Source organism: Streptosporangium sandarakinum (assembly GCF_050942225.1).
Taxonomy (GTDB): Bacteria; Actinomycetota; Actinomycetes; order Streptosporangiales; family Streptosporangiaceae; genus Streptosporangium; species Streptosporangium nondiastaticum.
Genome location: NZ_CP192034.1, coordinates 3,554,557 through 3,575,082 on the forward strand (window position 1 = coordinate 3,554,557; position 20,526 = coordinate 3,575,082).

20 protein-coding genes are annotated in these 20,526 nt (G+C 73.7%); 12 read left to right on the forward strand and 8 right to left on the reverse strand.

All coding sequences use genetic code 11. The annotated features are described in order from the left end of the window. Positions 1–194 precede the first annotated feature (194 nt). The 7 genes from ACQP10_RS16315 to ACQP10_RS16345 all read left to right on the forward strand — a co-directional run bounded on the left by ACQP10_RS16315 (position 195) and on the right by ACQP10_RS16345 (position 6,795). Positions 195–2,156: a Xaa-Pro dipeptidyl-peptidase gene (locus ACQP10_RS16315; RefSeq protein WP_433541653.1), complete on the forward strand. Its 1,962-nt coding sequence runs from the start codon at positions 195–197 to the stop codon at positions 2,154–2,156. 11 nt (positions 2,157–2,167) lie between these two features. Beyond that, a complete protein-coding gene (locus tag ACQP10_RS16320; protein ID WP_433541654.1) occupies positions 2,168–2,875 on the forward strand; it encodes a DUF4129 domain-containing protein in 708 nt (235 codons plus the stop codon). A gap of 73 nt (positions 2,876–2,948) precedes the next feature. Then, positions 2,949–3,347: a hypothetical protein gene (locus tag ACQP10_RS16325; RefSeq protein WP_433541655.1), complete on the forward strand. Its 399-nt coding sequence runs from the start codon at positions 2,949–2,951 to the stop codon at positions 3,345–3,347. Continuing rightward, positions 3,348–4,325, forward strand: coding sequence for an AAA family ATPase (locus ACQP10_RS16330; protein WP_346019865.1), 978 nt, complete (start codon positions 3,348–3,350; stop codon positions 4,323–4,325). Positions 4,326–4,509: 184 nt separating this feature from the next. Beyond that, a complete protein-coding gene (locus ACQP10_RS16335; protein ID WP_433541656.1) occupies positions 4,510–5,727 on the forward strand; it encodes a DUF58 domain-containing protein in 1,218 nt (405 codons plus the stop codon). Next, positions 5,724–6,395, forward strand: coding sequence for a hypothetical protein (locus tag ACQP10_RS16340; RefSeq protein ID WP_346019864.1), 672 nt, complete (start codon positions 5,724–5,726; stop codon positions 6,393–6,395). The genes ACQP10_RS16335 and ACQP10_RS16340 overlap by 4 nt, the downstream gene beginning before the upstream one ends. Before the next feature lie 229 nt (positions 6,396–6,624). Beyond that, the gene (locus tag ACQP10_RS16345; RefSeq protein WP_179817711.1) at positions 6,625–6,795 is read left to right on the forward strand and encodes a hypothetical protein; all 171 of its coding nucleotides are present in this window, start codon (positions 6,625–6,627) and stop codon (positions 6,793–6,795) included. A gap of 175 nt (positions 6,796–6,970) precedes the next feature. Here ACQP10_RS16345 and ACQP10_RS16350 read toward each other — a convergent pair whose 3' ends face one another. Further along, positions 6,971–7,390 carry a DUF2795 domain-containing protein gene (locus ACQP10_RS16350; RefSeq protein WP_433541657.1) on the reverse strand — a complete coding sequence of 140 codons (420 nt, stop codon included), beginning with the start codon at positions 7,388–7,390 and terminating at the stop codon, positions 6,971–6,973. Positions 7,391–7,651: 261 nt separating this feature from the next. Here ACQP10_RS16350 and ACQP10_RS16355 point away from each other — a divergent pair, with 261 nt between their 5' ends. The 3 genes from ACQP10_RS16355 to ACQP10_RS16365 all read left to right on the forward strand — a co-directional run bounded on the left by ACQP10_RS16355 (position 7,652) and on the right by ACQP10_RS16365 (position 11,105). Beyond that, positions 7,652–9,025 carry an NADP-dependent succinic semialdehyde dehydrogenase gene (locus ACQP10_RS16355; protein WP_346019862.1) on the forward strand — a complete coding sequence of 458 codons (1,374 nt, stop codon included), beginning with the start codon at positions 7,652–7,654 and terminating at the stop codon, positions 9,023–9,025. Positions 9,026–9,506: 481 nt separating this feature from the next. Beyond that, on the forward strand, positions 9,507–9,665 hold the full coding sequence (locus ACQP10_RS16360) for a hypothetical protein (RefSeq protein ID WP_179817708.1): 159 nt from the start codon (positions 9,507–9,509) through the stop codon (positions 9,663–9,665). 3 nt (positions 9,666–9,668) lie between these two features. Next, positions 9,669–11,105, forward strand: coding sequence for a WS/DGAT/MGAT family O-acyltransferase (locus ACQP10_RS16365; RefSeq protein WP_389995839.1), 1,437 nt, complete (start codon positions 9,669–9,671; stop codon positions 11,103–11,105). Here ACQP10_RS16365 and ACQP10_RS16370 read toward each other — a convergent pair. From ACQP10_RS16370 to ACQP10_RS16380, 3 genes are all read right to left on the reverse strand, one after another. Beyond that, positions 11,070–11,519 carry an ATP-binding protein gene (locus ACQP10_RS16370; RefSeq protein ID WP_346019860.1) on the reverse strand — a complete coding sequence of 150 codons (450 nt, stop codon included), beginning with the start codon at positions 11,517–11,519 and terminating at the stop codon, positions 11,070–11,072. The two genes, ACQP10_RS16365 and ACQP10_RS16370, sit on opposite strands and share 36 nt — an antisense overlap. A 125-nt stretch (positions 11,520–11,644) precedes the next feature. Further along, on the reverse strand, positions 11,645–12,190 hold the full coding sequence (locus ACQP10_RS16375) for a type 1 glutamine amidotransferase domain-containing protein (protein WP_433541658.1): 546 nt from the start codon (positions 12,188–12,190) through the stop codon (positions 11,645–11,647). A 164-nt stretch (positions 12,191–12,354) separates the two neighbouring features. Then, on the reverse strand, positions 12,355–12,906 hold the full coding sequence (locus ACQP10_RS16380; protein ID WP_346019858.1) for a TetR/AcrR family transcriptional regulator: 552 nt from the start codon (positions 12,904–12,906) through the stop codon (positions 12,355–12,357). A gap of 156 nt (positions 12,907–13,062) precedes the next feature. Here ACQP10_RS16380 and ACQP10_RS16385 point away from each other — a divergent pair, with 156 nt between their 5' ends. Together ACQP10_RS16385 and ACQP10_RS16390 are read left to right on the forward strand one after the other, a co-directional pair. Then, on the forward strand, positions 13,063–14,604 hold the full coding sequence (locus ACQP10_RS16385; RefSeq protein ID WP_433541659.1) for an MDR family MFS transporter: 1,542 nt from the start codon (positions 13,063–13,065) through the stop codon (positions 14,602–14,604). A gap of 65 nt (positions 14,605–14,669) precedes the next feature. Beyond that, positions 14,670–15,671, forward strand: coding sequence for a GNAT family N-acetyltransferase (locus ACQP10_RS16390; protein WP_433541660.1), 1,002 nt, complete (start codon positions 14,670–14,672; stop codon positions 15,669–15,671). A 15-nt stretch (positions 15,672–15,686) separates the two neighbouring features. Here the strand turns inward: ACQP10_RS16390 and ACQP10_RS16395 are convergent, their stop codons facing one another. Genes ACQP10_RS16395 through ACQP10_RS16410 form a run of 4 tightly spaced genes read right to left on the reverse strand, consistent with a single transcriptional unit; the run spans position 15,687 to position 20,441 of the window. Continuing rightward, positions 15,687–17,102 (reverse strand): AAA family ATPase, encoded by a 1,416-nt coding sequence (locus tag ACQP10_RS16395; RefSeq protein ID WP_346019855.1) that lies wholly within the window; start codon positions 17,100–17,102, stop codon positions 15,687–15,689. Then, the gene (locus ACQP10_RS16400) at positions 17,099–18,568 is read right to left on the reverse strand and encodes a hypothetical protein (RefSeq protein WP_346019854.1); all 1,470 of its coding nucleotides are present in this window, start codon (positions 18,566–18,568) and stop codon (positions 17,099–17,101) included. Before ACQP10_RS16400 ends, ACQP10_RS16395 begins: the two co-directional genes overlap by 4 nt. Further along, the gene (locus ACQP10_RS16405; RefSeq protein WP_346019853.1) at positions 18,565–19,668 is read right to left on the reverse strand and encodes a hypothetical protein; all 1,104 of its coding nucleotides are present in this window, start codon (positions 19,666–19,668) and stop codon (positions 18,565–18,567) included. Before ACQP10_RS16405 ends, ACQP10_RS16400 begins: the two co-directional genes overlap by 4 nt. Further along, positions 19,665–20,441 (reverse strand): hypothetical protein, encoded by a 777-nt coding sequence (locus tag ACQP10_RS16410; protein WP_346019852.1) that lies wholly within the window; start codon positions 20,439–20,441, stop codon positions 19,665–19,667. Before ACQP10_RS16410 ends, ACQP10_RS16405 begins: the two co-directional genes overlap by 4 nt. Positions 20,442–20,526: the final 85 nt, after the last annotated feature.

Sequence of the window (20,526 nt, forward strand, 5' to 3'; positions counted from 1 at the left end):
GCCCGCCGGAGCCGCCGCGCCGCGTTCCGCGCTAGGCGTTCCGTGTTCCGTGTTCCGTGTTCCGTGTGGAGCGTCGCCACCTGTCCAATGAGGTGAGCGCTTGATTCGTTATCCGCCCGATATTGCAGAAGAAGATTGTTTCGCAGGAGATTGACCGGAGTCGTTGATTCCCCGACCCCCCGGAGTCTCCCGCGATGCGCAGATGGAAGACAGCTCTGATCGCCCTGGCGGTGGCCGTACCCTCCGGCGCGCTGCCCGCGGCGGCCGCGCGATCCGCGACCGCGCCGATCCAGAACAACGAGACCCAGCCGGTGTACTCACGCGCCGACGCCGTGACCCAGACCGTGTTCGTCGAGGTCGCGGGTACGGACAGTGACGCGGACGGCCGGCTCGACCGGGTCGCCGTCGACATCATGCGGCCCAAGGAGACCGAGTCCGGGCTGAGGGTCCCGGTCATCATGGAGGCCAGCCCCTACTACGCCGGCGGCAACGACGTGCCCAACCACGTCGTCGACCTCGACCGCTCCGACCCGGCGGGCATGGACTACCGGCGCAACAAGTTCAACGAGCTGCGCGACGAGATGTTCGGCCTCGACGAGCAGCAGGGCGTCGCCCGCGCCGACCAGCCGCCCTTCCCGGGTTACTACGACAACTACTTCGTCCCCCGCGGCTACGCCGTCGCGCTGGTGGAGAACCTCGGCTCGGGTCGCGCGACCGGCTGCCCGACGACCGGCCTGGCCAACGAGACCGCCGGCCCCAAGGCCGCCATCGACTGGCTCAACGGCCGCGCCCGCGGCTTCGACGCCGACGGCAACGAGATCAGGGCGACCTGGTCCACCGGGAACGTCGGCATGATCGGCGTCTCCTACAACGGCACCCTGCCCAACGCCGTGGCCGCCACCGGCGTCAAGGGCCTCAAGACGATCGTGCCGATCGCCGGGATCTCGTCCTGGTACGACTACTACCGCTCCGGCGGCGGCGTGGTCGCCCCCGGCGGCTTCCAGGGCGAGGACGCCGACGTGCTCGCCCGCTACGTCCTCACCCGTGAGAACGGCCAGGAGGCGTGCGGCAGGCTGATGGACGCGATCGAGCGCGACCAGGACCGCGTCACCGGCGACTACACCGCCTTCTGGGCCGCCCGCGACTACCTCCGCGACGTGAACAGGGTCCGCGCCAGCGTCTTCCTCGTCCACGGCCTCAACGACTGGAACGTCAAGACCTCCCAGGCGGTGCAGTGGTGGGACGCCCTGGCCAAGCGGGACGTGCCGCGCAAGATCTGGCTGCACCAGGGGGCCCACTTCAACCCCTTCTCCTTCGCCGACCGCAACGCCGAGTGGCTGCGCCAGCTGCACCGCTGGTTCGACTTCAACCTGTACGGCCTGCGCAACGGCATCATGGACGAGCCACAGGCCGACGTGGAGTCCGGTCCGGGCCAGTGGGGCCGGTACGCCTCCTGGCCGCTGCCCGGCACCCGCGACGTGACGCTGCGCCTGTCCGCCGGGAAGGCCGGGGAGGACGGCGGCAACGGCGCCCTGGGCGCCGAGGGGCGGCGCGGCCACGCGATCGAGTCGTTCACCGACCAGAACGCCCGCACCGCCGAGCAGCTCGCCGAGAACGTCACCGTTATCGACCCCAACCGCCTGGCCTACCTGTCGCCCGCCCTGACCAAGGACGCCCGGATCTCCGGCACCCCGTCCGTGTCGGTCCGGGCGGCCTACGCCAAGGGGCGCTCGCCGTACCTGACGGCGCTGCTCGTGGACTACGGCACCGATGCCCGCGCCTACGGCCGCGTCGCCTACGACGCCACCCCGGTCTGCTACGGCCAGGGCGTGCCCGGTGACACCGGCTGCGCCCGCCTGGCCCGGCACGTCACGGAGACCGCCCCCTACAAGATCATCACCAGGGGATGGCTCGACGTGCGCAACCGCCACTCGGCTGCCCGGACCGAGCCGCTGCGTGAGGGCGGCTTCTACGACTTCGACCTGAAGCTCCAGCCCAACGACTACATCGTCAAGGCCGGACACCGGATCGGCGTCGTGCTCATCTCCACCGACCGCGACTTCACCCTCCGCCTGCCCGCCGGAACCGTCGTCTCGGTCGACCCGGGCGCGAGCTCGGTGACCCTGCCCCTCGTCGGTGGCCGGTCCGCCTTGTGACCCGACCGCGCATGACAGGCACCGGAACCGCCGGGACCCCGCGAGCCGCGGAGTCCCGGCGGTTCCGGTGGCCCGGATGGGCGTCCTTCGTCCTGGTGGCGCTGGGCCTGCTCGTCGCGGGAATCGCGGCGAGCGCGATCCGGCCCGGTGCCACGTTCCACCTGCGAGCCCTCGCCCCCGACCCGCCCGCCGGGGTGACCGGCCCGCTACCGCTCACCCCCGATCAGCTGCCGCTGATCGGGGAGGGCGAGCTGGGCGACGCCCCCTTCTGGGCGGTGGTGGTGCTCGGCGCCGCGATCGCCACCCTCCTGCTGGTCACCTTCCTCCGGGCGCTCTCCCGCCTGGAGTACGGGTCACCCGACGCCGCCCCGGCACACGAGGAACCGGCGGCCGGAGCCGACGACGGTGAGATCCGGGCCGCGCTCCGGGCCGGCCTGGCCGACCTGGACGCGGGCGGCGACCCGCGCCGCGCGGTGATCGCCTGCTGGCTGCGCCTGGAGCACGCCGCCGCCGGCGCGGGGACTCCGCGCCTGGCCTCCGACACCCCCGCCGAGCTGGTCGCCCGGCTGCTGGCCGGTCACCGGGTCGGCGAGCCGGCGCTGAACCGCCTCGCCGCCGCCTATCGCCTGGCCCGCTACGCCCCGCACGAGGTGACCGGCTCGCTGCGCGCCGAGGCGCGGGCGGCGCTGGCCGAGGTGGACGCGGAGCTGACGTCGTGACGGCCCCGCCGCGACACCCCGGCGTGCCGGTCGCCGCCTCGCCGGCCGCCGCGCCGGCCGCGGAGCCGGCGTCGTGACGGCCCTGCTGTGGCACCTCGGCGTGCTGGCCGCCGCCGCCGTACTGGCCGCGATGACCATCCGGAGGATCCCGGTGCCGCCGTCCGAGCCGCCCGATCCGCCCCCGGCGCCCGGCGGCCCCGAGACGTCCGACCGGGCGTTCGCCGCGGCCCGCTGGTGGGAGCACCGGCTCGCCTCCACCCGGAACGACCCGCAGCGGTTCCACACGCTGGTCCAGCCGCGCCTGGCCGAGATCGCCGCCGAACGGCTCCGCCGCCGCCACGGCCCGGCGGGTCCCGGCCGCGCCGCGGAGATCCTCGGCCCCGACCTGTACGAACTGCTCACCGCCCCCGTGACGGCGGTCCCTACCCGCGCCGAGCTGGCCCGCCTGCTCACGCGCATCGAGGAGATATAGATGGAGCTCGCCGACGTCGGCGCGCGCGCCCGCGAGGTGCTCGACAGGGTCGGCACCGTCGTGGTCGGCAAACGCGACGCCCTGGAGATGGTGCTCGCCGGGATCCTGGCCGGCGGCCACGTGCTGCTCGAGGACTTCCCCGGCCTGGCCAAGACCCTCACCGCCCGCTGCTTCGCCCAGACCCTCGGCCTGGATTTCACCCGCCTGCAGTTCACCCCCGACCTGCTGCCCGCCGACGTGACCGGGTCGTTCCTGTACAACCAGCGCGAAGGCGACTTCGTCTTCCGGCCCGGCCCGGTCTTCACCCAGCTCCTGCTGGCCGACGAGATCAACCGCACCCCGCCCAAGACCCAGGCGGCGCTGCTGGAGGCCATGCAGGAGCGCCAGGTCAGCGTCGAGGGCGTCACCCACCCGCTGCGGGCGCCGTTCCACGTCCTGGCCACCGCCAACCCGATCGAGTACGAGGGCACCTACCCGCTGCCGGAGGCCCAGCTCGACCGGTTCCTGCTGCGGGTGTCCTTCGGCTACCCCTCCCCGGAGGAGGAGTGGACGATGCTGGGGCGGCGGATGGCCCGCCGCAGGGAGGAGACCGTGCTGGAGCCCGTGGTGGACGCCGCGACGCTCGGCGAGATGCAGCGGGCGCTGGAGGACGTCGCCGTGGAGGACTCGGTGGGCCGCTACATGGTCGCGCTGGTCGCCGCGACCCGGGAACACCCCCAGCTCCAGGTCGGCGCCTCCCCGCGCGGCTCGCTCGCCCTGCTGCTGACCGCCCGCGCCCGCGCGGTGCTCGACGGCCGCGACTACGTGGTCCCCGAGGACGTCAAGCGCGTCGCCCCGGCCGCGTTGTCCCACCGGATCGGGCTGCGCCCGGAGACCTGGCTGCGCCGCGTCGACCCCGTCTCGGTCATCGAGGAGATCTGCGCCCGCACCCCGGCCCCGTTGTCGGAGCAACTGCCCGCCCACACCGGCGGCACGTGATGCGCTCGCGTCGCAGGACCCCCGAACGGGCCGCCACCCCGGTGCCCGGACCGGCTCCCGCGCAGGCCGGCACCGCTTCGGCCGCCGCGCGGCCGGCCCCCGTACCGGCGGGTCCGGGCGGATCGGCCGCCGGCTGGGCGCCCACCGCCGCGCTGCGCCGCGCCGCCGTGTTCGGCTGCGGCCTGTGCCTGCTCGCGGTCGGGCTCGGCCGGCCGGATCTGCTGGCCATGGCCGTGCCGTTCGCGCTGGGCACCGTCTGGACGCTGCGCACCCGCCCGGGGACGCGCCGCGCGCCGTCCTGCGTCTGTCCGGCACCGACGTCACCGGCGGCGTCGCCCTCGACGCCGTCGAGGGCGACGCCGTCGAGGCCGCGGTCGCGGTGGAGGCCGGCGGCGCGACGCTGTGCGTGGTCAGCCCCACCGCCTCTCCCGCGCTGGACCTGGCGGCGGGCCACCACGTCGCGGTGCCGCCCGACACGGTGGAGATCACCGGTACGGCACGCCGCTGGGGCGTCCACCCGCTGGGGCCGGTGCGGGTCCGCGTGGTCGCCTGCGACGGCCTGCTGGCGTTCCCCCCGCTGACCCTGCCCGCGACCGGCGTGCGGGTCCTGCCGCTGGCCGGACCGTTCACCTCGCGCGCCCCGGTGCCCCGCCCCGGCGGGATGTCGGGAGTGCACCGCTCCCACCGCTTCGGCGAGGGCGGGGAACTGGCCGGGGTGCGCCCCTACGGGCCCGGTGACCGGCCGCGCCGCATCGACTGGCGGACGACCCTGCGGACCGGCGAGCCGTACGTCGGCGCCACCCTGCCGGAGCGCGACGCCGAGATCGTGCTGCTGCTGGACGTCCTGCAGGAGGCGGGCGGCGAGGAGCACGGCGTGCCGAGCGTGCTGGACACCGCGGTCCGGGCCGCCGCCGCGATCGCCGAACACCACGTCCGGCAGGGCGACCGGGTCTGGCTGATGGAGTTCGGGCCCTGGATGCGGCGGCTGCGTCCCGGCACCGGGCGACGCCATCACCTGGCCCAGCTCGCCTGGCTGGCCGAGACCAGGCCCATGCCCGAGGGGCGGGAGACGTCCGGCGACCGGCTGCCGGTGGCCGGGCTGCCGCCGAACGCCCTGGTCGTCATGCTGACCCCGCTCCTGGACCCCCGCAGCGCCGCCGCCCTGGCCGCGCTGGCCCGCGCCCGCCGCCCCCTGGTCGCGGTGGACACCCTGCCGCCCGGGCTGCGCCGCCGGGCCACGGGCGAGTGGTCGGACGTCGCCGAACGCCTCTGGCGCCTGGAACGGGAGAACACCGTCGGGCGGCTGAGCGAGGCCGGGGTCCCGGTCGAGGCATGGCACGGCGCGGAAAGCCTGGACGCGGTCCTGCGGGACGTCGCCCGGATCGCGGCGGCGCGCCGATGAGCGGTCCGCGCCCCGCCGGGCGTCCCGGACCCGGGCGGGCGGACCCCGGAGGGGCGGAACCGCGCTCCGGAGGCCCGGACCGCCGGGCGGAGGGAGGTCCGGATCGCCGGGCGGAGGGAGGTCCGGGCCACCGGGCGGCGACGGGCGCGCCGTCCCGGACGGCGAAGGTCGCGCTGCCCTCCCTGGTCTGGCGGTTCCTGGTCTGGGCCTGCGGGACGGCGGCGCTGCTCGCGGCGATGCCGCCGGACTACCGTGCCGGGGCCATGATGCCGCTGTTCGCCGCCCTGCTGGGCCTGCTGGCCGCCGCCGAGCCGGAGGGGGTGTGGGTGCTCGCGCTGGAGGTCACGACGGTCGGGGCCTGGCTGGTGACCACCGTCGCCTACGGCCACGACCCGTCGCCGCTCACGGCCCTGGCCATCGGGTCGCTGCTGTACGTCCACCACGCCATGGCCGCCCTGGCGGCCCACGTGCCGGTGCGCGCCCGGCTCCCGGTGCCGCTGCTGACCGCCTGGGCTGGCCGTACCGGGGGAGTGCTGGCCGCGTCGGCCGCCGTCTGCGCGGCCCTCACCGCGCTGGTCGCCCTGCCCGCCGGGCCGTCCCCGGCCGTGGCCGTCGTGCTCGGCGCCGCAGGGGCCCTCGCCGTCGCCTTCGCCCTCACCCGGTCCTGATGCCCCGCCCGCTCCTCGTACCCCCGTTTCCCGCTCCCCGTGCCCCGCTCCGTCCCGGGGCAGGGGAGTCGGGAGGCTCCGCGGCGGTCGCCGTACGCGGGGCACGGGCCCGGGTCTCAGGGGGAGCGTCCCGGATCACGGATCGCGAGGTGAGGGAAAACCCTGGCTCGCCCCTGACATCGGCGTCCGGACCCGCCACGGGCCGGTGCCCCGGCGTAGCGTGGTGGCCATGGGACGAATCCTCCTGATCGTGGCGGCCGTGGTGCTCGCCTTCTTCCTGCTCGGCTCGATCCTGGGCTTCCTCGTCGGACTGGTCAAGTGGGCGCTGATCATCGGCCTGGTGGCCGTGGTGGTCACGTTCGTGACCAGGCTGCTGCGCTCCTCCGGGGCACGCCGCTGATCCGGGTTCCGTTCCGCGGGTCTCCGCCTGACCGACCGCGGCGGGCGGGACGGTCCGCGGAACGGAACCCGGTCTCCGGCCGTGCCCCCGGACACGCGGGCGGCCCGCGTCCACCGGCCGCGACGAGATGGCCACCGGGCGCGGGCCGTCCGCGGGGCGGTCGGCGGGCCGCCGTCTAGAAGCGGTGCTCCTCGCCGCCCAGACCGGCGGCCCTGGCCACGTCGCCGATGTTGCGGAACCTCTCCCCGGCGGGCAGGGTCCGCAGCACGGCGACCACGCCGTCGGGGACCGCCTTGGCGTCGGCGTGCGCCAGCAGCTCGTCGCGGTCGGCCGGCCACTCGGCGTCGGTCAGCCACCGCGCCATGTCGCTGCGCCGGTCCACGCCCTCGGCGCTGATCCCCTCGGCGGCGCCGGGCTCATGCCCCGGTGGGTAGCTCCTGGGCGCGGCGTCGTCGTCGGAGGCCCTGATGCCCTCCGGGTCGGCCCACTCCTCCGCGTGGGTGGGGCCGCCACCGCGGATCGCGCCCTCGCTCTCGTGCTTCTGGTACTCGTCCATCTGCGGACCGTGCTTGGCGCTGCCACGTTCGGCGCTCATCTGCATCCTCCAGTGTGAAGATCCACGAGACGTCCGTCTCGGTCAGGGAAAACGCGGCGCGATGCCGCGGGTCATTCGGAACGGGGATGTCACGAGAGGGGCCGTACCCGTTACGGCGCTCCCAAACATCGCCGGGCCCCGGCCAGGCCGTCCCGTTTCCCACGGTCCTGAGCGGATAGGTCTTCCCTGTCCAGTTCCCTGCCCACCGGTGCCGACCGTCCGGCGTCGCCCGGGACGGCGGCGGCCGAGAAGGAGGCACCGATGCCGATCGCGACGATCAACCCGGCCACGGGCGAGACCCTGAAGACCTTCGAGCCGCTCGGCGACGAGGAGGTGGAGGAACGCCTCGCGCTCGCCGCCACCGAGTTCGCCACCTACCGGACGACCGGTTTCAAGCAGCGGTCCGAGTGGATGCGCGCCGCCGCCGACCTCCTTTCGTCCGAGCAGGAGGACGTGGCCCGGCTCATGACCACCGAGATGGGCAAGACGCTGGCCGCCGCCCGCGCCGAGGTGGCCAAGTGCGTCAAGGGGATGCGCTACTACGCCGAGCACGCCGAGGAGTTCCTGGCCGACGAGCCGGCGGACGCCCCGGCCGTGGGGGCGCGGCGGGCGTACTCGCGCTACCAGCCGCTCGGGCCGGTCCTGGCGGTGATGCCGTGGAACTTCCCCCTGTGGCAGGCGATCCGCTTCGCCGCGCCCGCGCTGATGGCGGGCAACGTGGGGCTGCTCAAGCACGCCTCGAACGTGCCGCAGACCGCCCTCTACCTCGGGGAGCTGTTCGCCAGGGCGGGCTTTCCCCGGGGCTGCTTCCAGACCCTGCTGATCGGCTCCGACCAGGTAGAGCGGGTGCTGCGGGACCGGCGGGTGGCGGCGGCGACCCTGACCGGCTCCGAGCCGGCCGGCCGGTCGGTCGCCTCCGTCGCCGGCGGGGAGATAAAGAAGACCGTCCTGGAACTGGGCGGCTCCGACCCCTACGTCGTGATGCCCTCCGCCGACCTCGACGCCGCCGTGTCCACCGCGATCACCTCGCGGGTGCAGAACAACGGCCAGTCCTGCATCGCCGCCAAGCGGTTCGTCGTGCACGCCGACGTCCACGACGCCTTCGCCGAGCGCTTCGTGGCGCGGATGGAGGCCCTGCGGGTCGGCGACCCGATGGAGGAGGGGACCGACGTGGGACCGCTCGCCACCGAGCAGGGCCGTGACGACGTGGAGATGCTGGTGGCCGACGCGGTCGGGCGCGGGGCGCGGGTGCTGTGCGGGGGCTACATCCCCGACCGGCCGGGCTGGTTCTACCAGCCGACGGTGGTCGCCGGCGTCACCCCGGAGATGCGGATGTTCTCCGAGGAGGTGTTCGGCCCGGTGGCGGCGCTGTACCGGGTCGCCGACGTCGACGAGGCGATCGAGCTGGCCAACGTGACCGACTTCGGCCTCGGCGCCAACGCCTGGACCACCGACCCCGCCGAGCAGGAGCGCTTCGTCACCGACCTCGCGGCCGGGGCGGTCTTCGTCAACGGCATGGTCACCTCCTACCCGGAGCTGCCCTTCGGCGGCGTCAAGAACTCCGGGTACGGCCGGGAGCTGTCCGCGCACGGCATCCGCGAGTTCTGCAACCTCAAGGCCGTCTGGATCGGCTGACCACGGCGCCGCGCGGGGGAGCCGGACCCAGGGTGCGGACCCCGCCGATGCGGCCGGAGGGCCGTTCGCGATCCGCGGCGCCGTGAGAGGAGGACGGACCGGCCCGCCAGGGGACGAGCCCCAGGGGGTCGAGCGGGCCGGTCCGGGATCGTGGGACGGCCGCGGCGGCGTGCCGCGGCCTTCCGGGAGGACCGCGAGGGACGGCTCGGCGAAACGGCGGTCGGTACGGCCGGCACCGAGGGCCGCCGTCCCTCGGCATAGATTCTTCCGATATTCGCGCTTCTTTTCAGGTATATCGGTCAATAATATTAATTTTCCTGATCACCGAGAGGTGACCGTACCGGCCGCACCGGCGGCACCGATCGCACCGGCCGCGCCGCGGGCCCGGACATGGAACCTCCGGGTGAGAACTCCCTCTCCCACCCCGGTTCACCCGCCGCGTCGCGGTGTGGCGCGGGCGGATCCGGGCACGGTTCCGCGGGTGCTGCAGTTGATCAGCGACTTCGTCACCCTCGTGGTCGTCTTCGCGCTCGTCTGGCTGGCGCTCCTGCTCGTCTCGGTGGTCCTGCTCACCGGCCTCGCGGTGCTGGCCCTGGCGACCGTATGGGAGCAGGATGGTGACAGGGGACCAGGGAGGTAGGAGATGCGGCAGCTCAACCCGGTGGACGCGCAGTTCCTGAACTTCGAGACGCCGACGAACGTCGCGAACATCGCCGGCCTGGCCATCCTGGAGGGCGGGCTGACCCGCGCCGGCCTGCTCTCCCTGCTCGCCCGGCGGCTCCACCTCGCCCCGCCGTTCCGGCGCAGGCTCGTCACGGTGCCGCTGGGCCTGGACCGTCCCTACTGGGCCGACGACACCCGGGTCGACCTCGACTACCACGTGCGTGAGATCGCGCTGCCCGCGCCGGGCGGCGACGAGCAGCTCGGCGACCAGGTCGCGCGGCTGCACGCCCGCCCGCTGGACCGCGGCCGTCCGCTGTGGGAGATGTACCTGATCCACGGCCTGGCGGGCGGCCGGACGGCCCTGTACATGAAGGTCCACCACGCCGCGATCGACGGCGTCACCGGCGCCGACGTCCTCGCCGCGCTCCTGGACACCTCACCCGATCCCACCGAGGTCCCGTCGGTGCCCGAGCCGGCGCCGGACGGCGGCGTCGACACCGCGGAGATGATCGCCAGGGGGGTGGCGGGCGTCGTCCTCAACCCGGCGAACACCGTGCGGTTCCTCGTCAACGCGGTCCCGCACCTCGACGAGATCCCCGTGCTGTCCCAGCTGCCGGGGGCCCGGCCTATCTCCCGTGTCACCCGCGACCTGGCCCGCCGCCTGTCCGGGGAGCCCGAGACCCCGGTCATGCCCCGCCTCACCGCCCCCCGCACGCCGTTCAGCGGGCGGATCACCGCGCACCGCAGGTTCGCCTTCACCGCCCTGCCGCTGGCGGACGTCAAGCAGGTCAAGAACGCCTTCGGCGTCACGGTGAACGACGTGGTGATGGCCGTCTGCGCCGGGGCGCTGCGGCAGTGGCTGATCAAGCACGACGCGCTGCCGGAGCAGCCGCTGGTGGCCGGGGTGCCGTTCTCGCTGCGGGTCCCCGAGGGCGACGGCGCCGGCAACCAGGTCACCCTGATGATCACCACGCTCGCCACGCAGGTCGCCGACCCGGTGGAGCGGCTGATGGCCGTGCACGACGCGATGTCCCTGATCAAGGGCCGCGCGTCGCTCGCCCCGGCCCGCTGGATCCAGGAGGTCAGCGACATGATGCCCTCGGCGCTGACCGGTCTGGCCGCCCGCGCGGCCTTCAATCTGCTGGCCGGTACCGCGGGCCCGATCAACGTGATGATCTCCAACGTCCCCGGCCCGCAGTTGCCGCTGTACGTGAGCGGCGTCCGGCTGCTCGCCTACCATCCCGTGTCGGTGATCACCGACGTGAGCGGCGGCCTGAACATCACCGTCTTCTCCTACGACGGCTCACTCGACGTCGGCGTGATCGCCTGCCGGGAGATGGTCCCCGACGTCTGGCTGGTCACCGACTACCTCCGGGACTCCCTATCCGAGCTCAAGCTCCTCGTCGAGCAGGAGTGAGCGCCCGGGGGCGTCGTCCACGAACCGCAGGTTCTTCTCCAGGCAGACGATCGACCCCCGCTCGGGCCGGTTGACGAACCTGACGTCGTCGGCCAGCGCCTGCATGATGAGCAGCCCGCGGCCGTGCTCGGAGGTGGGGGAGGGGGCGCGCGCCATGGAGGAGTCGAAACCGTTGCCCGCGTCCACCACCTTGATGACGCACCTGTCGCGGATCAGTTCGGTGCTCACCATGTAGTCGTCGCTCGGCTCGGCGTGCTGGATGACGTTGGAGCACGCCTCCGAGAGCATGAGCTGGATGTCGTCCCGGATCTGCGGCTCCACTCCCAGGGCGCCGAGCGAGGCGTTCAGAAGCTGCCTGATCACCGGGACGCTCGCGGCGTCACGCGGCAGGCGCAGCGAGATCGTGGCCTCCACAGTTCCTCCTTCAACAGATGGCTCTCCAGTGCCCTGCCCTCACCCTGCGGTCTTAACCGGAAAGGGGCGGCGGGCCGCTCCGGGCGCGGCCCGCCGCCCCCTGCCTGGCCGGAGGACCGGGACGGTCAGGCGGAGAAGGCGTCCATCGCGGCCTGGCAGAAGGCCTTGAGGTCGTCGGGCTTGCGGCTGGTGACCAGGGTGTTGGGTCCCCCGGTGCACACGACGACCTCCTTGTCCTCCCAGGTGGCCCCCGCGTTGCGCAGGTCCGTCTGGAGGCTGGGCCAGGAGGTGAGCGTCCGGCCCCGTACCACGTCGGCCTCGATCATCGTCCAGGGCGCGTGGCAGATCGCCGCCACCGGCTTGCCCGACTCGAAGAACTCCTTGACGAACCGTACGGCCTCCGGAACCGTCCGCAGGAAGTCGGGGTTGGCGACGCCGCCCGGCAGCACCAGCCCGTCGAAGTCGGCGGCCCGGACGTCGCCGGTCGTCCCGTCGACCGGGAACCTGTCGGCCTTGTCGAGGTGGTTGAACGCCTGGACCTCGCCCGCCTCGGTGGAGATCAGCTTGGGCGTGCCGCCCGCCTGCTCGACCGCCCTCCACGGCTCGGTGAGCTCGACCTGCTCGATGCCCTCCGGGGCGACGAGGAACGCGATCGTCTTGTTGTTGAGCATGATGCCCCCCTTTGACGTGCTTTCTTGGGCTTCAAGGGGCCCATGCCCCGGTCATGGGCATCCATGCGAGCCGCGGCGGGGCGATGACGGGCACGCGGAGGCGCTCGGAGGCGCGCGGGCGGCGGGCTCGGCGGCGGGTCCGGCGCGGGCTCACCGCGCCGGGCTCACCGCCGGACGAGGTCGAGGGCGACATCCAGCGCCGCCGTCCGGCGCTCGTCGTCGGTGAGCGTCTCGTCCCGCAGGACGAACCAGGCCGCGTGCAGGGCGAACAGCGCCATCGCGCTCTTCAGCCGGGCCCTGGGCGGATCACCGGGCTCGATGAGGAAGTCGAACAGGCTGAACATCCGCTCGTGCATCTGCTGCATGACCGGGTGGCCCTTGAGCGAGGTCTGGTTGCGCTCGAAGAAACGCATGACCTCCCGGTGCTTGCCCCGGTGCAGGTCCGCGGAGTAGCGGCGGACCAGCTCACGGCGGCTCTCCTCGGTGCGGGGCTGCCTCCCGGCCCAGGCGATCAGCTCCTCCAGCGTGCGGATCCGGTCCTCCACGAGGCTGGTGATGATCTCTTCCTTGCTCTTGAAGTGGTAGTAGAGTGCCGCCTTGGTCACGCCGAGGGCCTCCGCTATCTCCCGGAGAGAGGTGGCCTCGTAGCCCTGCTCGGTGAAGAGCCGGAGGGCGGTCTCCTGGATGCGCGTGCGGGTGTCGGCGTGTTCGCTCATGGTTCCCTTTGCGGCGGAATTGACTTGACGGCCGGTAAGTGATCGTCCTACATTCCCATCATATCTGACACTAGCCGGACGGCAAGTAAGCAAGATCTTTAGGGGGCGGGAGAAATGACGGAGACCGCGGTCGCGCCAGGGCGACGGCGCGAGGTGATGGTCGTCTTACCGGGGCTGATGCTCGCCATCATCCTCGCGATGCTCGACAACATGATCGTCGGTACGGCGATGCCCCGCATCGTGGGGGAACTGGGGGGCCTGTCGCACCTGTCGTGGGTGGTCACCGCCTACGTCCTCGGTACGACCGTCTCGACCCCCATCTGGGGGAAGATCGGCGACCTGTACGGCAGGAAGAACATCTTCATCGCCTCCATCGTCATCTTCATGGTCGGCTCGGTGCTGTGCGGCATGGCCGGATCCGACCTGCTGGGCGGCCCCGAGGACGGCATGGCGCAGCTCATCGCCTTCCGCGCGCTCCAGGGCCTCGGCGGCGGCGGCCTCATGGTCAACGCCATGGCCATCGTCGGAGACCTCGTCCCGCCGCGTGAGCGCGGCCAGTACCAGGGCATCATGGCCGGCGTCATGTCCCTGGCCATGATCGCCGGACCGCTCGTCGGCGGCTTCATCACCGACCACCTCGACTGGCGCTGGGCCTTCTACGTCAACCTGCCCGTCGGGTTCGTCGCCCTGGCGCTGCTGATGGTCACGCTGAAGCTGCCCAAGCTGCGCACCGAGCACCGCATCGACTGGCTCGGCGCGATCCTGCTGTCCATCGGCATCACCGCGCTGGTCCTCATCACCACCTGGGGCGGCAACGACTACGCCTGGAACTCGCCGCAGATCATCGGCCTGGCCGCGACGGCCCTGGTGACCCTGGTGCTGTTCATCCCGGTGGAGCTCCGCGCCGCCGAGCCGATCATGCCGCTCCAGCTGTTCCGCAACCGCAACTTCACGCTCATCTCGCTGATCGGCTTCCTGCTCGGCTTCGCGATGTTCGGCGCCATCACCTTCCTGCCGCTGTTCCAGCAGACGGTCCAGGGCGCCACGGCCACCAACTCCGGCCTGCTCCTGCTGCCGATGATGGCCTCGTCCATGGTGATCTCGCTGTTCGTCGGCCAGGCCATCACCAAGACCGGCAAGTACAAGATCTACCCGGTCATCGGCGGCGTGATCATGGCGTTCGCGATGTGGCTGCTCTCCCTGATGGACGCGAAGACCCCCACCTGGCAGACCGGCGTGTTCATCGCGGTGCTCGGCCTCGGCATGGGCTTCCTGATGCAGACCACCATGCTGATCGCCCAGAACAGCGTGGAGCAGAAGGACCTGGGCGTCTCCAGCAGCGCGGCGACCTTCTTCCGGTCCATCGGCGGCTCGTTCGGCGTCTCCCTGTTCGGCGCCATCTTCAACCGCCACCTGTCCGACAGCCTGACCCAGAAGCTCGGCCCCGCCGGCGCCGAGCTCGCCGGCGGCGGCGGCCGGGCCGACGCCGCCACCCTGGCCCACCTCCCGGCCCAGGTGCGGGTCGGCTTCCTGGACTCGCTGGCCTCCTCGATCGCCGGCGTCTTCTGGTGGGCGATCTTCTTCGCGGTCCTGGTGCCGGTGCTGGCCGTCTTCGTCAAGGAGATCCCGCTGCGCGGCGCCCCCGAACAGGGCGGCCCGGCCGAGGAGACCAAGACCCCGGCCCCCGTCCTGGAGTAGGGACCGGGGCGGCCGCCAAGCCGCGGCCCAGCGGGAGGCAAGTCGGGCCGGACACACTCGGGGACATGGAAGACACCATCGAAGCGCCCCCCGTCCACGAGCCCGGCCACGCCACCGTGCCGGCCGTCACGGCCGCCGGGTACACCACCCGGCGGCCCACGGCCGGCGACGCCGGGGCCGTCCACGAACTGATCTCCCTGTGCGACACCCAGGTGATCGGCAAGGCCGACATGACCCTGGACGACGTCGCCGACCAGCTGAACGACCCCTCCTTCGATCCGGGCGCCGACGGCTGGCTCGTCCACGACCCCTCCGGGCGCCTGGTCGCCTGGGCCTGGGCCTGCCGCAGGGGCGACGGCGGCGCCGTGGAGATCGACGTGGTCGTCCACCCCGCGGCCCCCGAGCTGACCGGCCGCCTGTGGGACACCGTCCTCGACCGCGCCCGCCGCATCGCCACCGGCCTCGGCCACGACCGCGCCGTGACCGACATCGCCATGTACCGCGAGGACAGCGGTAAGCGCGCCCTCGCCACCGCCCGCGGCTTCGCCCACACCACCAGCTTCATCCGGCTCCGGGCCGACCACGGCCCGTCCCTCACCCCGCCGGAGCCGCCGCCCGGCGTGACGGTCCACCGGGGCGCCACCGAGGAGGTACGCCGCCAGGCCCACGCCGTCGAGCAGGCCGCATTCGCCCGGCACTTCGGGTTCGCCCCCAAGGACTACGACGAGTGGCACGCCGAGCTCGGCTCCTCCGCCAGCATCGACTGGGCGCAACTCGCCGTCGCCCGGCTCGACGGCGAGCCGGTGGCGATGCTCCTGGGCACCGACGCCTTCGCCGGCGACGAGAACTGCGGCTATGTCCGCCGGCTCGCCGTACTGCCCGCCTTCCGGGGGCGCGGCCTGGGCCGGTTCATGCTGCGCGCCGCCTTCGCCGACGACGTACGGCGCGGCCGGATCGGCACCTACCTCCACGTGGACGCGGGCAACGTCACCCCCGCCCTGGACCTGTACCTGTCGGTGGGCATGCGCCAGGTACTGGCCATCGACGTCTGGCGGCGGACCCTCTGACCGTCCCGGGGCGCCTCAGTGGTCGGCGGCCACCCGGTGCTTGGCCAGGTGCGCCAGCACCGCCTGGTTGGCCTCCCACCCGTCGGGGAACTTCACCGGCACCCCGAGCTGCACCGGCTCGGCCGACGGGTGGGCGTCCAGCAGTTCGGGGATGCCCGCCCTGGCCACCACCACGCAGGCGTGCCGGTGCCGCGAGGTCAGCACGCACAGCCGCCCCGACTCCAGGTGGAACGCGGTGGCGTCGCGGCGGCCCGACAGCGGGTGCAGCACGATCGTCACGTCGTACTCCCGGCCCTGCAGCCGGTTGGCGGTGTCCACCGTGATCTCCTCGGGCACCCCGGCGGCGCGGATCGCGGCGACCTGGTCGCGGTGCGCCGCGCCGATGGCGATCCGGTCGGCCGTGACCCGGTGGCTGCCCCGCTCCGAGTGCGCCATCGGCGCCCGCTGCAGCAGCCGCACCGCCAGCACCGCCACCGCCTGCACCGCCTCGGCGTCGGTGCGCACCGTGTGGCGGCTCGGCAGCTCGTACAGCGCCCACCCCGAGGCCGCCGCCTCCTCCAGCGCCCGGTCGTAGGAGGTGCGCATGCCGTTCACGGTCAGCTCCAGCGCCCGGTCGGCGTCACCGGTCCCGGCGCGGAACCCGGTGAACGGGTAGAACGCCTCCGACACCACCGGCGCCGCCGAGGCGGGCAGCCGCCAGGACACCGGCAGCCGGTGCACCGGCAGGTCGGGGTTGTGCCGCAGCAGCACCGAGACCGCGCTCTGCACCGGGTCCCACGACAGCCCCGCCCAGCGGTCGCCGTCCACGATCGAGAACGGGTCGAGCTGCCCCGGGTCGCCCACGAACAACGCCCGCTCGAACAGCGAGGCGATGCGCAGCAGCTTGTCCGAGCGCATCTGGTACGCCTCGTCCACGATCGCCCACGGCCAGGTGCGGTCGCCGATCCAGGCCCACTTGTCCGCCGTGGCCACCACCACCGCCGGATCCCCCAGGTCGGGCAGCTTGCCCGCCACCGACACGTTGGGGTGGCCCAGGACGCGGCCGGGCGTGACGTAGCCGCTCGCCGACAACCGGCCGATCGTCAGGTCCGGGTGCTCGGTCGCCAGCCGGTCCACCAGGTCGTCGACCTGTTCGTTGGTCTGCGCGACGATCATCAGCGGCTCGCCGGTCTCCGCGATGTGCCCGGCCGCCCGGACCACCAGCGTCGACTTGCCCGCCCCGGGCGGGGAGTCGACCACCACGCCCCGGTGACGCGGCAGGTCGGCCAGCACCGCCTCGACCACGGCCGCCGCCTCCCGCTGCGGCGACACGACGGGAACCGCGCCGCGCGTCCCGGCCGGGCCGTACGGCAACGCCTCGGGGCGCGCCTCCGGCACCACCCCGAGCACCCCCGTGCGGCGCGCCCCCGGCGTCCCCCGGTGAACGTTCACGACCATTCCTCCCGCGCGTCGTCGTCATCGGGCACGTACTCCTCCGGCGGGCCGCCGTGGGTCCACGGCGTCCGCTCGGGCTCCGGCAGCGCCGCCGAGGACTGGAAGTCGTCGGTCAGCGTGGTGTAGGTGACCCGCTCGCCCGGCTCGGGCACCGCCCCGGGGGCGGCCACCTTCCCGCGGCCCATTCCCTTGGTCACCTTCAGCGTGATCTCGTCGCCGTCGACCTCCACGACCTCGGCGGCGTGGCCGCGCCGGTCGGGGCTGCCGAGCACGGCGCCGGGCGTCAGCCGCGCCGGGTCGGCGGTGCGGACCGTGACCAGCGGGCGCAGCTTGCGCGAGCGGCCCTCGCCCTCGGTGTTCTCCGGATCGGCGGAGACGACCGTCCCGGTGAACGCCTCACCGGTCAGGCGGTACTCGGCCATCACCAGCGGGTCGTCGTAGGCGCGCTGCACGTCGTAGCTCGCCCGCGCCCGCTCCAGGGCCGCCAGCCGCGCCGCGGCGCCGACCGCGCCGTCCCGGCGCGCCTGCGGAGGCCCGCCCTCGGCGATCAGTTCGAGGAACCGGGTGAACGACCCCCGGTCGGTCTCCCAGCGACCGGCCACCCGCGAGCCCTCCGGCAGGGCGCGCAGAAGCTCCACCGCCCGCCACATCAGCCGCCAGGTCGGCTCCAGCTGGGTGCGCAGCGCCTGGGCGACGCGCTCCACCGCCCGCGCGGTCGGCGCCTCCTCGTAGGCGCGGACGGCCGGGCCGAGCACCTCGTTGTCGAACCCCGGGTCGGTGGCCGGACCGGCGGGCGGCCACAGCAGCGGGTCCTCGGCCTCCTCGGCGGCCCGCCTGCCGTCCATCCCGGCGGGCGGGTCGATCCACCCCACCAGCGCCGCCAGGTTGGCGTCCTCCAGGGCGCTCTGCCCGGTCGCCCAGTGCGCCGACAACGCCTCCGTCATCGCCGTCATCAGGCACGACCCCGGCCGCCGCGACCGGTCGGCGAAGTACGTCAGCCACCGACCGAGCAGCGGCACCGACGGGTGCACCGGGTAGGGGCCGTCGGCCCGGCGGAACCGGGTGGAGCGGCCCAGCAGCCCGGTGAAGGCCGCCGCCGAGCGGTTCGGCACCAGGATCTGCGGCGCGTCCAGGCACCGCTCGTACGGGTCGCCGCTCTTGCGCTCCACCGTCTCGGTGGTCTTGGCGAACCCCTCGACGTACGGCAGCAGCACCTCGGCCAGCTCCGCGGCGAAGGCGAACCGCAGGTCGCGGTTGCGCGGCTGGGGCACCACCAGCAGCCGAGGATGGTCCGGGTCGGTGCCGACCATGGCGGCCAGCGGGGCGAGGGCCTCCCCGGCGAGCTGGAGCGGCACGAACACCATGGGGCGCGGGGCCAGGTGACAGTGGCGGACCGTGGTGATCCGCTGCGCGGTCCCGTCGCGGACGGCTTTGAGGCGGGCCAGCGCCGTCAGCGTGCTCATCCGAGGCTCTCCTCACGCAGGCGGTGGGCCAGGCGGAGCAGCTGGGCGATCTCCTCCTGCCCCTCGGCGGGCTCCGCGGCGCCCTCGGCCAGGGCGAGCGCCTCGGCCACGCCCGAGACCCCGCCGAGCTGGTCGCGCACCTGGCGGCCGAGCTGGTCGGTGGAGCCGCCGCAACGGGCCTCGTCACGGCAGAACATGCACATGTCGCACGTGGACAGGCAGTCCGGCGCGTACCGGGCCGGGACCTGGCGCAGCGCGTCGGCCACCTCCCGCGCCGGCCGGGTCGGCGTCCCCTCCGCGTCGGGTGCCAGGTCGAAGGTGATCCCCGGGGGCAGCTCCTCGACGAGGTGGTCCACCCGGGTCATCCGGTCGAGCTGCCGCCGGAGCACCGCGAGCTGCCTGCGCACGTCCACCAGCGTCGCGACCGGCCGGTTGGCGAAGTTCTCCGGGCACACCAGCACCACGTCGTGTGACACCCGCTCCGGGTCGTGCCCGAGATCGGCCAGCAGCGCGCGCAGCGCCAGCACGTACACGGCGGCCTGCCGGGCCGCCGCCGCGACCTTCTCCGGCTCGGCCTGGCCGTCGATCACCGCGAACGACTTGATCTCCACGATGTGGAAGCGGCCCCCCACCTGGAAGGCCACCACGTCGGGCTCCAGATAGGAGGTCTGACCGGCGATGCGGAGGCTGAGCAGCGGATGGTCGTAGAAGACCGCCGCGTCGTCGCCCTCACGCGCCGCCCGGTCGATCAGGGCGCGCGTGTGGGAGTGGCGCAGGTGGGAGCCGACGCTCTCCACGTCCTGGTAGCCCACCTGCGCGATCGGCAGCCCGAGCAGCTCGCGCAGCAGCCGCAGCAGTTCGGCGCAGCCGTTCTCCTTCACCAGCGCCTCGAAGACGTTCCCGCGGGTGATCGCGAACTGGGACTGGCCGAACGGGGCCGGGAAACCGACGTGCCGCGCCGTGAGGTCCTTGTCCACCCCGGCGGCGTCCAGCACCGCCCGGCGGGCGCAGCCGGGGTTCGCGGCCAGCGCCGAGATGGCCCTGGCGTCGTGGGCGCGGGGCGGCACCGGCCCGCGCAGCTCGTCCAGCCTGCCCCTCAACAGGCCGCCTCCTTCAGCGCGCCCAGCGTGGCGGCGCCGAACAGGCGCTCCACGTCCGGCAGGCGCCTGCCCGCCCGCGCCGCGACCTCTGCCCGCTGCGCCGCGTCGGCCGCCCGGTGCACCTCCAGCTCGGCCCGCGCGGCGCGGATCGCGGTCACCGGGTCGGCCGGGGCGAAGCCCTCGGCCGCGCCGGGGATGTTCTGCGCCATCCGCGTCAGCAGCCGCACCGCGCCGGGTGGCGGCTCGGGCAGCCGGGCCAGGTGCTCGGCGACGCGCACCGCGGAGGTCAGGAAGTCGACGCGCGGGCTCAGCGGCCCCAGCACCCGCAGCTCCGGCGCCCACGTGCTGACCGCGAGCAGCCCGCGGGCGGGGGAGAGGCGGTCGGTCAGCGCCGCGCACAGGTAGTACGGCCGCGCATACGGGTCGCTCCGGAACGAGCGCTCCTCGTCCCGCCGCAGGCTGGTGAACTGGGAGCCGCGCAGCGCGCGGGAGAAGAACGCGTCGTTGACCGCGACGATCAGCTTGGGGGCGGCGGGCACGCCCAGCAGGGCCAGGGCCTGGTGCACCTGCTCCCGGATGGGGAGCAGCGGCGCCTCCGGCTCGGGGGCCGGGAGCTCCTCGGCGCCGACGGCCCGGTCCCACTCGTGCTCCATCCGGCGCAGCTCACCGCGCAGCGACCGGGCCAGGGAGTGCTCCCTGGCCTTGACCGCGCGGCGGACCTCGGCGCGAAGGTCGGCGATCCGCCGTTCCAACGCGTCCAATGATTCACTCACGGCACGGAGCGTAACAGGAGTTCCACCAGTCTCCTGGGAATTCCAGCGAATTCCAGTCTTCGGGTCGCGCCGCCCGGTGCCCGCT